9 protein-coding genes and 2 rRNA genes are annotated in these 14,308 nt (G+C 66.7%); all 11 read right to left on the bottom strand.

Annotated features, from left to right (window positions below):
* Window positions 1-79 precede the first annotated feature (79 nt).
* The 11 genes from NEH16_RS17820 to NEH16_RS17770 all read right to left on the bottom strand — a co-directional run bounded on the left by NEH16_RS17820 (window position 80) and on the right by NEH16_RS17770 (window position 14,304).
* Window positions 80-3,204 (bottom strand): 23S ribosomal RNA (locus NEH16_RS17820).
* Window positions 3,205-3,506: 302 nt separating this feature from the next.
* Window positions 3,507-5,032, bottom strand: a 16S ribosomal RNA gene (locus NEH16_RS17815).
* Together the 16S and 23S rRNA genes form the textbook arrangement of a ribosomal RNA operon.
* Before the next feature lie 693 nt (window positions 5,033-5,725).
* Window positions 5,726-6,535: a pyrroline-5-carboxylate reductase gene (gene proC, locus NEH16_RS17810; RefSeq protein ID WP_265543578.1), complete on the bottom strand. Its 810-nt coding sequence runs from the start codon at window positions 6,533-6,535 to the stop codon at window positions 5,726-5,728.
* Between the two features lie 74 nt (window positions 6,536-6,609).
* Entirely contained in the window at window positions 6,610-7,368 is a 759-nt protein-coding gene (locus NEH16_RS17805; RefSeq protein ID WP_265543576.1) for an ABC transporter permease, read from the bottom strand.
* Window positions 7,365-8,126, bottom strand: coding sequence for an ABC transporter ATP-binding protein (locus tag NEH16_RS17800; protein WP_073966301.1), 762 nt, complete (start codon window positions 8,124-8,126; stop codon window positions 7,365-7,367). The genes NEH16_RS17805 and NEH16_RS17800 overlap by 4 nt, the downstream gene beginning before the upstream one ends.
* Window positions 8,127-8,184: 58 nt before the next feature.
* Complete coding sequence (locus NEH16_RS17795; RefSeq protein ID WP_265543573.1) at window positions 8,185-8,973, bottom strand: class I SAM-dependent methyltransferase; 789 nt, start codon at window positions 8,971-8,973, stop codon at window positions 8,185-8,187.
* A gap of 33 nt (window positions 8,974-9,006) precedes the next feature.
* Window positions 9,007-9,543 (bottom strand): hypothetical protein, encoded by a 537-nt coding sequence (locus tag NEH16_RS17790; protein WP_073966303.1) that lies wholly within the window; start codon window positions 9,541-9,543, stop codon window positions 9,007-9,009.
* A 157-nt stretch (window positions 9,544-9,700) separates the two neighbouring features.
* On the bottom strand, window positions 9,701-11,554 hold the full coding sequence (gene ilvD, locus NEH16_RS17785) for a dihydroxy-acid dehydratase (RefSeq protein WP_265543572.1): 1,854 nt from the start codon (window positions 11,552-11,554) through the stop codon (window positions 9,701-9,703).
* A gap of 279 nt (window positions 11,555-11,833) precedes the next feature.
* On the bottom strand, window positions 11,834-12,457 hold the full coding sequence (locus NEH16_RS17780; protein ID WP_265543570.1) for a TetR family transcriptional regulator: 624 nt from the start codon (window positions 12,455-12,457) through the stop codon (window positions 11,834-11,836).
* Window positions 12,454-13,281, bottom strand: coding sequence for a sugar phosphate isomerase/epimerase family protein (locus NEH16_RS17775; RefSeq protein WP_073966306.1), 828 nt, complete (start codon window positions 13,279-13,281; stop codon window positions 12,454-12,456). The genes NEH16_RS17780 and NEH16_RS17775 overlap by 4 nt, the downstream gene beginning before the upstream one ends.
* A gap of 72 nt (window positions 13,282-13,353) precedes the next feature.
* Window positions 13,354-14,304 carry a Ppx/GppA phosphatase family protein gene (locus NEH16_RS17770; protein WP_073966307.1) on the bottom strand — a complete coding sequence of 317 codons (951 nt, stop codon included), beginning with the start codon at window positions 14,302-14,304 and terminating at the stop codon, window positions 13,354-13,356.
* Window positions 14,305-14,308 lie beyond the last annotated feature (4 nt).

Genomic DNA, 14,308 nt, shown 5'->3' with positions numbered 1-14,308 from the left:
ACACTATGAAATTTGAACCAACCGGATGAAAACACGGCTGTTCGTTATTTCAGAACTAACACAGTGGACGCGAGCAACTGAGGACAAGCCCTCGGCCTATTAGTACCAGTCAGCTCCACCCGTTACCGGGCTTCCACATCTGGCCTATCAACCCAGTCGTCTACTGGGAGCCTTAACCCTTCAAGAGGGTGGGAATACTCATCTCGAAGCAGGCTTCCCGCTTAGATGCTTTCAGCGGTTATCCTTTCCGAACGTAGCCAACCAGCCATGCCCTTGGCAGAACAACTGGCACACCAGAGGTTCGTCCGTCCCGGTCCTCTCGTACTAGGGACAGCCCTTCTCAATATTCCTACGCGCACAGCGGATAGGGACCGAACTGTCTCACGACGTTCTAAACCCAGCTCGCGTACCGCTTTAATGGGCGAACAGCCCAACCCTTGGGACCGACTCCAGCCCCAGGATGCGACGAGCCGACATCGAGGTGCCAAACCATCCCGTCGATATGGACTCTTGGGGAAGATCAGCCTGTTATCCCCGGGGTACCTTTTATCCGTTGAGCGACAGCGCTTCCACAAGCCACTGCCGGATCACTAGTCCCGACTTTCGTCCCTGCTCGACCCGTCGGTCTCACAGTCAAGCTCCCTTGTGCACTTACACTCAACACCTGATTGCCAACCAGGCTGAGGGAACCTTTGGGCGCCTCCGTTACCCTTTAGGAGGCAACCGCCCCAGTTAAACTACCCATCAGACACTGTCCCTGATCCGGATCACGGACCCAGGTTAGACATCCAGCACGACCAGAGTGGTATTTCAACGACGACTCCACAACCACTGGCGTGGCCGCTTCAAAGTCTCCCACCTATCCTACACAAGCCGAACCGAACACCAATATCAAACTATAGTAAAGGTCCCGGGGTCTTTCCGTCCTGCTGCGCGAAACGAGCATCTTTACTCGTAGTGCAATTTCACCGGGCCTATGGTTGAGACAGTCGAGAAGTCGTTACGCCATTCGTGCAGGTCGGAACTTACCCGACAAGGAATTTCGCTACCTTAGGATGGTTATAGTTACCACCGCCGTTTACTGGCGCTTAAGTTCTCAGCTTCGCCACCCCGAAGAGCAGCTAACCGGTCCCCTTAACGTTCCAGCACCGGGCAGGCGTCAGTCCGTATACATCGCCTTACGGCTTCGCACGGACCTGTGTTTTTAGTAAACAGTCGCTTCTCGCTGGTCTCTGCGGCCACCCCCAGCTCACCGAGTAAATCGGATCACCAGTGATGGCCCCCCTTCTCCCGAAGTTACGGGGGCATTTTGCCGAGTTCCTTAACCATAGTTCACCCGAACGCCTCGGTATTCTCTACCTGACCACCTGAGTCGGTTTAGGGTACGGGCCGCCATGAAACTCGCTAGAGGCTTTTCTCGACAGCATAGGATCATCCACTTCACCACAATCGGCTCGGCATCAGGTCTCAGACTTCATGCACGACGGATTTGCCTACCGTGCGTCCTACACCCTTACCCCGGGACAACCACCGCCCGGGCTGGACTACCTTCCTGCGTCACCCCATCGCTTACCTACTACAAGTCTGGTTCGTCGGCTCCACCACTACCCTCAACTCCGAAGAGATCGGGCCGGCTTCACGGACTAAGCATCGCCTGATTCAGTATTGGGCGTTTCAAAGCGGGTACCGGAATATCAACCGGTTGTCCATCGACTACGCCTGTCGGCCTCGCCTTAGGTCCCGACTTACCCTGGGCAGATCAGCTTGACCCAGGAACCCTTAGTCAATCGGCGCACACGTTTCTCACGTGTGTATCGCTACTCATGCCTGCATTCTCACTCGTGAACCGTCCACAACTCGCTTCCACGGCTGCTTCACCCGGCACACGACGCTCCCCTACCCATCCCAGCAGGCGTTGGCCCTTAATGCTGGAATGACACGACTTCGGCGGTACGCTTGAGCCCCGCTACATTGTCGGCGCGGAATCACTTGACCAGTGAGCTATTACGCACTCTTTCAAGGGTGGCTGCTTCTAAGCCAACCTCCTGGTTGTCTCTGCGACTCCACATCCTTTCCCACTTAGCGTACGCTTAGGGGCCTTAGTCGATGCTCTGGGCTGTTTCCCTCTCGACCATGGAGCTTATCCCCCACAGTCTCACTGCCGCGCTCTCACTTACCGGCATTCGGAGTTTGGCTAAGGTCAGTAACCCGGTAGGGCCCATCGCCTATCCAGTGCTCTACCTCCGGCAAGAAACACACGACGCTGCACCTAAATGCATTTCGGGGAGAACCAGCTATCACGGAGTTTGATTGGCCTTTCACCCCTAACCACAGGTCATCCCCCAGGTTTTCAACCCTGGTGGGTTCGGTCCTCCACGAAGTCTTACCTCCGCTTCAACCTGCCCATGGCTAGATCACTCCGCTTCGGGTCTAGAGCGTGCAACTCAAACGCCCTGTTCGGACTCGCTTTCGCTACGGCTTCCCCACACGGGTTAACCTCGCTACACACCGCTAACTCGCAGGCTCATTCTTCAAAAGGCACGCAGTCACGACTGCATGTGCAAGCACATACAGCGACGCTCCCACGGCTTGTAGGCACACGGTTTCAGGTACTATTTCACTCCGCTCCCGCGGTACTTTTCACCATTCCCTCACGGTACTATCCGCTATCGGTCACCAGGGAATATTTAGGCTTAACGGGTGGTCCCGCCAGATTCACACGGGATTTCTCGGGCCCCGTGCTACTTGGGTGTCTCTCAAACAAGCCGTTGATGTTTCAGCTACGGGGGTCTTACCCTCTACGCCGGACCTTTCGCATGTCCTTCGCCTACACCAACGGTTTCTGACTCGTCTCACGGCCGGCAGACCGCAAAAGAGAGATCCCACAACCCCGCATGCGCAACCCCTGCCGGGTATCACACGCATACGGTTTGGCCTCATCCGGTTTCGCTCGCCACTACTCCCGGAATCACGGTTGTTTTCTCTTCCTGAGGGTACTGAGATGTTTCACTTCCCCTCGTTCCCTCCACACTGCCTATGTGTTCAGCAGCGGGTGACAGCCCATGACGACTGCCGGGTTTCCCCATTCGGACACCCCCGGATCAAAGCTCGGTTGACAGCTCCCCGGGGCCTATCGTGGCCTCCCACGTCCTTCATCGGTTCCTGGTGCCAAGGCATCCACCGTGCGCCCTTAAAAACTTGGCCACAGATGCTCGCGTCCACTGTGCAGTTCTCAAACAACGACCAGCCACCCACCACCCTGCTCCAAAGGAACAAGTTCACTGGGGCCGGCAACCGAAGGACAGACTCAAACGAGCCCGTACCTTCAGATACCCAACAGCGTGCCCGACCCGACCCATCAGTTCCCACGTTCCACGCCGAAGCAGTACTAGTGAAGACTCATGTGCCGTGCCGAGTAGTCAACGTTCCACCCATGAGCTGACCACCGTCGAACATTTGCCGACGTAGTGGCTCTGGATTCCTTGCGGAATCTAGATGCTCCTTAGAAAGGAGGTGATCCAGCCGCACCTTCCGGTACGGCTACCTTGTTACGACTTCGTCCCAATCGCCAGTCCCACCTTCGACAGCTCCCTCCCACAAGGGGTTGGGCCACCGGCTTCGGGTGTTACCGACTTTCGTGACGTGACGGGCGGTGTGTACAAGGCCCGGGAACGTATTCACCGCAGCAATGCTGATCTGCGATTACTAGCAACTCCGACTTCATGGGGTCGAGTTGCAGACCCCAATCCGAACTGAGACCGGCTTTTTGAGATTCGCTCCGCCTCGCGGCATCGCAGCTCATTGTACCGGCCATTGTAGCACGTGTGCAGCCCAAGACATAAGGGGCATGATGACTTGACGTCGTCCCCACCTTCCTCCGAGTTGACCCCGGCAGTCTCCTGTGAGTCCCCATCACCCCGAAGGGCATGCTGGCAACACAGAACAAGGGTTGCGCTCGTTGCGGGACTTAACCCAACATCTCACGACACGAGCTGACGACAGCCATGCACCACCTGTACACCGACCACAAGGGGGGCACCATCTCTGATGCTTTCCGGTGTATGTCAAGCCTTGGTAAGGTTCTTCGCGTTGCGTCGAATTAAGCCACATGCTCCGCTGCTTGTGCGGGCCCCCGTCAATTCCTTTGAGTTTTAGCCTTGCGGCCGTACTCCCCAGGCGGGGAACTTAATGCGTTAGCTGCGGCACCGACGACGTGGAATGTCGCCAACACCTAGTTCCCAACGTTTACGGCGTGGACTACCAGGGTATCTAATCCTGTTCGCTCCCCACGCTTTCGCTCCTCAGCGTCAGTAATGGCCCAGAGATCCGCCTTCGCCACCGGTGTTCCTCCTGATATCTGCGCATTTCACCGCTACACCAGGAATTCCGATCTCCCCTACCACACTCTAGCCTGCCCGTATCGACTGCAGACCCGGGGTTAAGCCCCGGGCTTTCACAACCGACGTGACAAGCCGCCTACGAGCTCTTTACGCCCAATAATTCCGGACAACGCTTGCGCCCTACGTATTACCGCGGCTGCTGGCACGTAGTTAGCCGGCGCTTCTTCTGCAGGTACCGTCACTTTCGCTTCTTCCCTGCTGAAAGAGGTTTACAACCCGAAGGCCGTCATCCCTCACGCGGCGTCGCTGCATCAGGCTTTCGCCCATTGTGCAATATTCCCCACTGCTGCCTCCCGTAGGAGTCTGGGCCGTGTCTCAGTCCCAGTGTGGCCGGTCGCCCTCTCAGGCCGGCTACCCGTCGTCGCCTTGGTAGGCCATTACCCCACCAACTAGCTGATAGGCCGCGGGCTCATCCTTCACCGCCGGAGCTTTCAACCTTCTCCCAGGAGGAAGAAAGTATTATCCGGTATTAGACCCCGTTTCCAGGGCTTGTCCCAGAGTGAAGGGCAGATTGCCCACGTGTTACTCACCCGTTCGCCACTAATCCACCCCGAAGGGCTTCATCGTTCGACTTGCATGTGTTAAGCACGCCGCCAGCGTTCGTCCTGAGCCAGGATCAAACTCTCCGTGAATGTTTTCCCGTAATCGGGACACACATCACGAGAGCGGAACAACCAGGTCGGAATATGACCCGTCGTCCACTGCGTCCTCGCTGTGTTTCGCCTACCCGATCCAATGGATCCGGCAGGACTTTTCAAAGGAACCACCAACCTGCCGAAGCAGGCCGGGGTATCAACATATCTGGCGTTGACTTTTGGCACGCTGTTGAGTTCTCAAGGAACGGACGCTTCCTTTGTACTCACCCTCTCGGGCTTTCCTCCGGGCGCTTCCCTTCGGTCTTGCGTTTCCGACTCTATCAGACTCTTTCGTGTCCGAATTCCCGGTCGAAGCGGGTTTCGCTTTCCAGTTCTTCGCTTTCGCGTTTCCCTTTCCGGCGAGTCCGACTCTATCAGATCCTTTCGGGCCTGATTCCCAGTCAGCGGGACTTGTCTTCCCGGCCGTTGGGCCGTTCCGACGAGTGAGACATTAGCGGATTCCTCGGCCCCGACGCTAATCGGGGTCGCGTTCCTTCGAACGCGGATTCCTCATTTCGCATAAACGCACGCCAAGACATGCGACAGCTGTCGCGTGCTCGTTGTGTTTCTTGCGGAATGGCTGTCCGGGGACCGACCGGGGTCGGCGCTCACGTCGGACAACTCGGAGCACACTACGGATCGGGAGGGGGCGTGTCAACCCCGGTGTTGACCGGGGTCGACGCGTGGGTGTCAGCCGTTGCCTGAGGCCAGCGCGCGGCTGCGGTCGCGGGCGGCTTCGAGTGCGGCGATGAGGGCCGCGCGCACGCCGTGGTTCTCCAACTCGCGGATGGCGCTGATCGTCGTGCCGGCCGGGCTGGTGACGGCCTCGCGGAGCTTGACCGGGTGCTCGCCGCTGTCCCGGAGCATCACGGCGGCGCCGATCGCGGCCTGGACGATGAGGTCATGGGCCTGGGCGCGCGGCAGGCCGAGCAGGATGCCGGCGTCCGTCATCGCCTCGACCAGGAAGTAGAAGTACGCCGGGCCCGAGCCCGACAGGGCGGTGGCCGCGTCCTGCTGGGACTCCGGGACGCGCAGGGTCTTGCCGACTCCCTTGAAGATGGCGTCCGTCGAGGCGAGGTGGTCGCCCGTGGCGTGGCTGCCCCCCGAGATGACGGACATGCCCTCGTCCACCAGGACCGGGGTGTTCGGCATGACGCGGACGACCGGGGTGCCGGCGGCGAGGCGGTCCTCGATGAAGGCGGTCGTGATGCCGGCCGCCGCGCTGATGACCAGGCGGTCCGCGGTCAGGTGCGGGGCCAGCTCGTCCAGGAGGCGGCCCATGTCCTGCGGCTTGACCGCGAGGATCAGGATGTCGGCCTTCTCGGCGGCCTCCGCGTTGGTGACCGCGTCCACGCCGTAGCGGTCCCGGAGTTCGGCGGCCCGGTCCGAGCGGCGGGTGGTGACCAGCAGGTTCGACGGGCGCCAGCCGGCCCGGATCATCCCGCTGAGCAGGGCCTCGCCGATCTTGCCGGTACCGAGGACTGCAACTGTCTGGGTCATGCCGTTCACCCTCCGGGCGGTGCTCGATGTGCGCGGTGCTCAGTGCTCGTCGGCGCCATCTTCGCACCGCCCCTTCAGGCGGTGCGGCGGCGGAGGGTGGCCGCGCCGAGGGCCAGGACGAGCAGGGCGCAGCCCGCCACGATGAGGATGTCGCGGACGAAGTCGCCGGTGATCTCGGTGTGGTGGAGCACCTCGTTCATCCCGTCCACGGCGTACGACATCGGCAGCACGTCCGAGACGGCTTCGAGGAACGGCGCCATCTGGTTGCGCGGGATGAAGAGGCCGCAGAGGAGCAGCTGCGGGAAGATCACCGCCGGCATGAACTGCACGGCCTGGAACTCGGAGGCCGCGAACGCCGAGACGAACAGGCCGAGTGCCGTGCCGAGCAGCGCGTCGAGCAGGGCGACCAGGAGCAGCAGCCACGGCGACCCCATGACGTCCAGGCCGAGGGCCCACACCGACAGGCCGGTGGCCAGGAGCGACTGGAGGACGGCGACGGCGCCGAAGGCGAGCGCGTAACCCGCGATGAGGTCGCCCTTGCCGAGCGGCATCGAGAGCAGGCGCTCCAGGGTGCCGGAGGTGCGTTCGCGCAGGGTGGCGATCGAGGTCACCAGGAACATCGTGATCAGCGGGAAGATCCCGAGCAGCGAGGCGCCGATCGAGTCGAAGGTCTGCGGGCTGCCGTCGAAGACGTAGCGCAGCAGCGTGATCAGGAGGACCGGGATCAGCAGGAGCAGCGCGACCGTACGGGGGTCGTGGGCCAGCTGGCGCAGGACGCGGGCGGCGGTGGCGAGGGTGCGGGCCGGGGTCAGGGGGGCTGTCGTGCTGCTCATCGGGCGTTCTCCTTGCGGGCTGCATCGACCAGGTGGAGGAAGGCCTCTTCGACGGTGTCGGTGCCGGCGGCGGTGCGCAGGGCGTCCGGGGTGTCGTCGGCGAGGATCTCGCCCTCGCGCATGAGGAGGAGGCGGTGGCAGCGCTCGGCCTCGTCCATGACGTGGGAGGAGATGAGGAGCGCGGTGGAGCGTTCGGCGGCGAGGGTGTGGAAGAGCTGCCACAGGTCGCGGCGCAGGACCGGGTCGAGGCCGACGGTCGGTTCGTCCAGGACGAGCAGGTCCGGGGTGCCGAGGAGGGCGACGGCGAGCGAGACGCGGGTGCGCTGGCCGCCGGAGAGGTTGCCGGCGAGGGCGTCCTCGTGGCTGGTCAGGTCCACCTCGGTGAGCGCGCGCGTGACGGCCTCGTGGCGGGCGTCGCGGTGGGCGCGGCCGGGCTGGAGGATCGCCGCGAAGTAGTCGAGGTTCTGGCGGACGGTGAGGTCGGTGAAGACGGAGGGCGCCTGGGTGACGTACCCGACGCGGGGGCGGAGGGAGGGGTGTCCTGCGGGGCTCCCGAGGACCTGGAGGGTGCCGGTGACCTTGGCCTGGGTGCCCACGACGGCGCGCATGAGAGTGGATTTGCCGCAGCCGGAGGGGCCGAGGAGGCCGGTGATCCTGCCGGGTTCGACGGTGAAGTCGAGGCCCTTGAGGACCGTGCGGCTGCCTCGTTGGACGGTGAGGCCACGGGCCTCGACGGCGACGCCCGAAGAATTCATCATGTGATGAATATTGGCTCCGGCGGAGCGTCGCCGTCAAGGGGCGGGGCGGGCCGAGGGCTCAGCGCCTGGCGGCGTGCAGCTCCACGACGTACGCCTCCTCCACCGTGCCGTCCGGGAACTCCGCCAGGAGGCGGTCCCGCTCCTCGGCGAGGAAGCCCCGGGCCGCCTCGTCGTCGATGGTCAGGAACGCGGAGTGGCTGCCGAGGTTGTCGAGGTGGGTGGCGAGGGGGATGCGCCGGGTCCACGGGACGCGGCGGTACGTGAAGTCGAGGTCCGGCGGCAGGCCGCGGTCCTGGTCGGCCGAGCCGTGGGCACCGCGGCCCAGCTCCTCCGGCCCGACGCCGAAGAACCGCAGGAGCCGTTCCTCCTGGGCGCCGATCCACGGAACCGTGCGGTCGGAGACGTTCCACCAGAGGGCGAGCGTGCCGCCCGGCCGCAGGACGCGCCGGACCTCGGCGGCCGCGCGGACGTGGTCGGTCCAGTGCCAGGACTGGGCGTACGTGATCAGGTCGGCCGAGGCGGTCGCGAAGGGGAGCCGGTTGCCGTCGCCCCGTACGAGCGGGGCGTCCGGGAGGTCCCGGCGCAGCTGGGCGGCCATGCCGGGCCCGGGTTCGACGGCGACGACGCGGGCGCCCCGGTCCAGGAGGCGGCGGGTCGAGATGCCGGTGCCGGCGCCCACGTCCAGGGCGCGGGCGCCGCGCAGGGGGCGGCCGGCGATGTCCTCGACGGCGTCGAACAGCGTGTCCGGGTAGCTGGGGCGGGCGGCGGCGTACTGGGCGGCGGCCCGGTCGAAGGAGAGGGCGCGCGAGGGGCCCGGGACGGCGCCCGGTGAGTGTGTCGTGGTCATGCGGCCATCGTGCCCGGTGGCCGCAGGGGCGCGTCAGCCGCGGCGGCCCTTCTTCTTGCGGGCGGCCGGGTTGCCGGTGCGGGAGGCGCGGCGCTTCGCGTACCGGGCGACGGCCTCCTCGTACTCCGTACGCCGCAGCTTCTCGCCGGGCGCCTCGGTGAACGTACGGAAGAAGTAGGCGAGCAGCGAGCCGATGAAGCCGATGGCCTTCAGGCCGCGCAGGCTCTCCTCGCGCGCCGGGTCGGCGGGGCGGCGGCTGAAGCCCTCCCAGGTCTTGCGGAAGGCGACCGCGCTGCAGATGGCGAACATCGCGACCACCAGCACGCCGACGAAGCCGCCGACGTCGGCGATCTCCAGGCCCTGGTACGCGAAGCGCAGGACGAAACAGGCGGCGGCGGCCGCGAGGAGCGAGCCGACGGCGGCTCCGGCGCGGCGCAGTCCGTAGTGGCCGTCGTGGGCGACCCAGGTGGTGCCGAAGAAGCGGAGGGGCTCGGGCTGCGGGCCCTGCGGGGTCGCGGGCTCGGACGGGCCGGGGGCCGCGCCTTCGGGGGTCGCGCTGTTCTCGCTCACGGGGTCGATTATCCCGCAGGGCCGACTGCGTCGGCGGTGCGGGCGCGAGGGGGTGGACCGGGCCGTCGGTCGAGGGTGTTCCCCGGCTCCCGGACGGGGTGGGGGGCGAGCCCCGTGGCGGGTCGTGCGGCCCCCGGGCGGGGGCCGCACGGCCGGGTCAGCCCAGCTTCGAGACGTCGCGGACGGCGCCGCGGTCGGCGCTGGTCGCCATCGCGGCGTACGCGCGGAGGGCGGCCGAGACCTTGCGGTCGCGGTTCTTCGGGGCGTACACGCCGTTCAGGGCCTCGCGGCGGGTGGCCAGCTCCTCGTCGGAAACCAGGAGGTCGATCGAGCGGTTCGGGATGTCGATCCGGATGCGGTCGCCGTCCTCGACGAGCGCGATCGCGCCGCCGGAGGCCGCCTCGGGCGAGGCGTGGCCGATGGACAGGCCCGACGTGCCGCCGGAGAACCGGCCGTCCGTGATCAGGGCGCAGGTCTTGCCGAGGCCGCGGCCCTTCAGATACGAGGTCGGGTAGAGCATCTCCTGCATGCCGGGGCCGCCCTTGGGGCCCTCGTAGCGGATGACGACGACGTCGCCCTCGTTGACCTGCTGGGTGAGGATCTTCTGGACGGCCTCCTCCTGCGACTCGCAGACGACGGCCGGGCCCTCGAAGGTCCAGATGGACTCGTCCACACCCGCCGTCTTCACGACGCAGCCGTCCACGGCCAGATTGCCGCGCAGGACCGCGAGGCCGCCGTCCTTGGAGTAGGCGTGCTCCACGGAGCGGATGCAGCCGCCCTCGGCGTCCTGGTCCAGGGTGTCCCAGCGCTCGGACTGGGAGAACGCCTCCGCCGAGCGCACGCAGCCGGGAGCGGCGTGCCACAGCTCGACGGCCTCCGGCGCCGGGGAGCCGCCGCGCACGTCCCAGGTCTTCAGCCAGTCGTCCAGCGAGGGGCTGTGCACGGAGTGCACGTCCTCGTTGAGCAGGCCCGCGCGGTGCAGCTCGCCGAGGAGGGCCGGGATGCCGCCGGCGCGGTGCACGTCCTCCATGTAGTACGTGCGGTCCTTGGCGACGTTCGGGGCGACCTTGGCCAGGCACGGGACGCGGCGCGACAGGGCGTCCATCTCGGTCAGGCCGTAGTCGACGCCCGCCTCCTGGGCGGCGGCCAGGAGGTGCAGGATCGTGTTGGTGGAGCCGCCCATCGCGATGTCGAGCGCCATGGCGTTGCCGAAGGCGGCGGCCGTGGCGATGTTGCGGGGCAGGACCGATTCGTCGTCCTGCTCGTAGTAGCGGCGGGTCAGGTCCAGCACCGTGCGGGCGGCGTTCTCGTAGAGCGCCTTGCGTGCGGTGTGGGTGGCCAGGACGGAGCCGTTGCCGGGGAGGGAGAGGCCGATGGCCTCGGTCAGGCAGTTCATCGAGTTGGCGGTGAACATGCCGGAACAGGATCCGCAGGTGGGACAGGCGTTCTCCTCGATGCGGAGGATGTCCTCGTCGGAGATCTTGTCGTTGACCGCCTCCGACATCGCGTCGACCAGGTCGAGCGTGCGGACCGTGCCGTCGACCAGCGTGGCGCGGCCCGACTCCATCGGGCCGCCGGAGACGAAGACGGTCGGGATGTTGAGGCGCAGGGCCGCGTTGAGCATGCCCGGGGTGATCTTGTCGCAGTTGGAGATGCAGATCAGCGCGTCGGCGCAGTGCGCCTCGACCATGTACTCCACGCTGTCCGCGATGAGGTCGCGGGAGGGGAGGCTGTAGAGCATGCCGCCGTGGCCCATGGCGATGCCGTCGTCCACGGCGATCGTGTTGAACTCGCGCGGGATGCCGCCGGCGGCGACGACCGCCTCGCTGACGATCCGGCCGACGGGGGCCAGGTGCGTGTGGCCCGGCACGAACTCCGTGAAGCTGTTGGCGACGGCGATGATCGGCTTCCGGCCGATGTCCGCGCCGGGTACCCCGGAGGCGCGCATAAGGGCGCGGGCGCCCGCCATGTTGCGGCCGTGGGTGACTGTGCGGGACCTCAGCGTGGGCATCGTCTTGTCGCTCCTTCTGCGTTGAAGACTGTTCTCGAGCGTACGCCGTTGGTGCCAGGATGTGGACCGGGTGTCCGATATGCGGAAGCGAGTGGGGGCGGGGGGCTGAGTTTCGGGGCTCCGCCCCGGGCCCCGCGCCTCAAACGCCGGCGGGGCTAGGTTTCGCCCCGGGCTGGGTTTTCCGCCGCGGGTGGAAGGCGGCAGCGGCGAAATCAAGCCCCTGCGGCGATTGAGCAGCGGGGGTTCGGGGGCAGCGCCCCCGACAACGGTGCCGCACCCTTACGCGGACGGCTCCGTCAGATACCGCTGGAGCGTCGGGGCCACCATCGCCACGATCTTCTCCGGCGGCGCGGACGCCAACGGCTCGGCCCGCAACACGTACCGCACGATCGCGATCCCCACCATGTGCGAAGCCGCCAGCTCCGCCCGGAACGTCGCGTCCGGGATGTCCAGGCTCGCCGCCACCCGCTCCAGCAGGCGGCGCAGGACGAAGCTTCGGAGGACCTTCGCGGCGGCCTCGTGGGTGAGGGCGGAGCGGAGGACCGCGAGGAGGGGGGCCCGGGTCGTCGGGTTCTCCCAGATGCCGATGAAGGCGCGGGCCAGGCGTTCGCCCACGTCATCGGTGCCGCCTTCGAGGACGGCCGGGACGAGCAGGGCGGGCTCGAAGGACAGCTCGATCGCGGCGGCGAAGACCTCGTCCTTCGTACCGAAGTAGTGGTGGACCAGCGCGGAGTCGACGCCGGCCGCACGCGCGATGCCCCGGACCGAGGTCTTGTCGTACCCGCGCTCGGCGAACTCCGTGCGGGCGGCCTCCAGGATGCGGGTGCGCGCGTCCGGGCCGGTGTCCGACGCGGCGCGGGCGGGGCGGCCCCGGCGCCTGGGGGCCGGTGCGTCCGGGGTCATGAGCGCGGCGCGCGCTCGGCGGACGCGGCGAGGTGGAGCCGGGTGAAGGCCAGCGCCTCCGCGAGGTCGGCCTCGCGTTCGGCGGTGGACATCGCGCGGCGGGTGTTGACCTCGATGACCACATGCCCGTCGAAGCCGGAACCGGCCAGCCGTTCGAGCAGTTGCGCGCAGGGCTGGTCGCCCCGGCCGGGCACCAGGTGCTCGTCCTTGTTCGAGCCCTTGCCGTCGGCCAGGTGGACGTGGGCCAGCCGGTCGGCCATCCGGTCCACCATCGCCAGGCCGTCCGTGCGCGCGGTGGCGGTGTGCGACAGGTCCACCGTGAAGTGCCGGTAGTCGTCGTTGGTGACGTCCCAGTCGGGGGCGTACGCGAGCATCTCGCGGTCCCGGTAGCGCCACGGGTACATGTTCTCGACGGCGAAGCGGACGTCCGTCTCGTCGGCCATCCGCCAGATTCCGCTCACGAAGTCGCGGGCGTAATTGCGCTGCCACCGGAACGGGGGGTGCACGACGACCGTCGACGCGCCCAGCTTCTCGGCGGCGGCGCGGGCCCGCTGGAGCTTGACCCACGGATCGGTCGACCAGACCCGCTGGGTGATCAGCAGACACGGCGCGTGGACGGCGAGTATCGGCACCTGGTGGTAGTCGGAGAGCCGGCGCAGCGCCTCGATGTCCTGGCTGACCGGGTCGGTCCAGACCATGACCTCGACGCCGTCGTAGCCGAGGCGCGCGGCGATCTCGAAGGCCGTCGCCGTCGACTCCGGATAGACCGAGGCCGTCGACAGGGCGACCTTCGCATCCGGGACGCGCACCACTGGTTCTGCCACGCAGACAGCGTACGGGCAGTGCCGCGCCCCGCCGAGGGAGAGCGGCGGAAAGTGACAAGAGCCGCACGGCCCTCAGTCGAGCGACGCTTCCCCGTCCGACGGCAGGTGGTCCAGGCGGCGCAGGATCACGCCCTCGCGCAGCGCCCACGGGCAGATCTCCAGCTCGTCCACGTCGAGCAGGTCCATCGCGCCCTCCGCGACCAGCGCCCCGGCCAGCAGCTGCGCGGCCCGGCCCTCGGAGACGCCGGGCAGGGTCCCGCGCTCCTCGGTGGTCATCGCGGCCAGCTTCGGCACCCACTCCTCCAGCGCCTTGCGGCTGAGGGTGCGCGGCACGTACTGGCCCTCGGCGGAGCGCGCCGCGCCCGCGATCCTGGCGAGCTGCTTGAACGTCTTGGAGGTGGCCACGACATGGTCCGGGCGGCCGATCCGCGTGAAGTCGCCGACGCTGCGGGCGATGCGCGCCCGTACGTGCCGGCGCAGCGCCTTGACCGCGGCCGGGTCCGGCGGGTCGCCCGGCAGCCAGCCCGCGGTGAGACGCCCGGCGCCCAGGGGCAGCGAGACGGCGGCGGCCGGTTCCTCGTCCATGCCGTACGCGATCTCCAGCGAGCCGCCGCCGATGTCGAGGACCAGCAGCTTGCCCGCGGACCAGCCGTACCAGCGGCGGGCGGCGAGGAAGGTGAGCCGCGCCTCCTCCGTACCGCTGAGGACCGCGAGGTCGACGCCGGTCTCCTCCCGTACCCGCTCCAGCACCTGGTCGGCGTTGCTCGCGTCGCGTACCGCGGAGGTGGCGAAGGCGAGGACGTCCTCGCAGCCCTTGTCCTCGGCGGCTTCGAGCGCGCCCGCGATGGTCCCGACCAGCCGGTCCACGCCGAGCGGGCCGATCGCGCCGTCCTCGTCGAGGAGTTCGGCGAGGCGCAGCTCGGCCTTGTGCGAGTGCGCGGGCAGCGGGCGGGCGCCGGGGTGGGCGTCCACCACCAGCAGATGAACCGTGTTCGACCCCACGTCGAGGACTCCGAGTCTCATGCAG

Source organism: Streptomyces drozdowiczii (assembly GCF_026167665.1).
Lineage (GTDB): Bacteria > Actinomycetota > Actinomycetes > Streptomycetales > Streptomycetaceae > Streptomyces > Streptomyces drozdowiczii_A.
The sequence above is the reverse complement of the archived record's forward strand: the minus strand, read 5'-3'. Positions and strand labels throughout refer to the sequence as shown.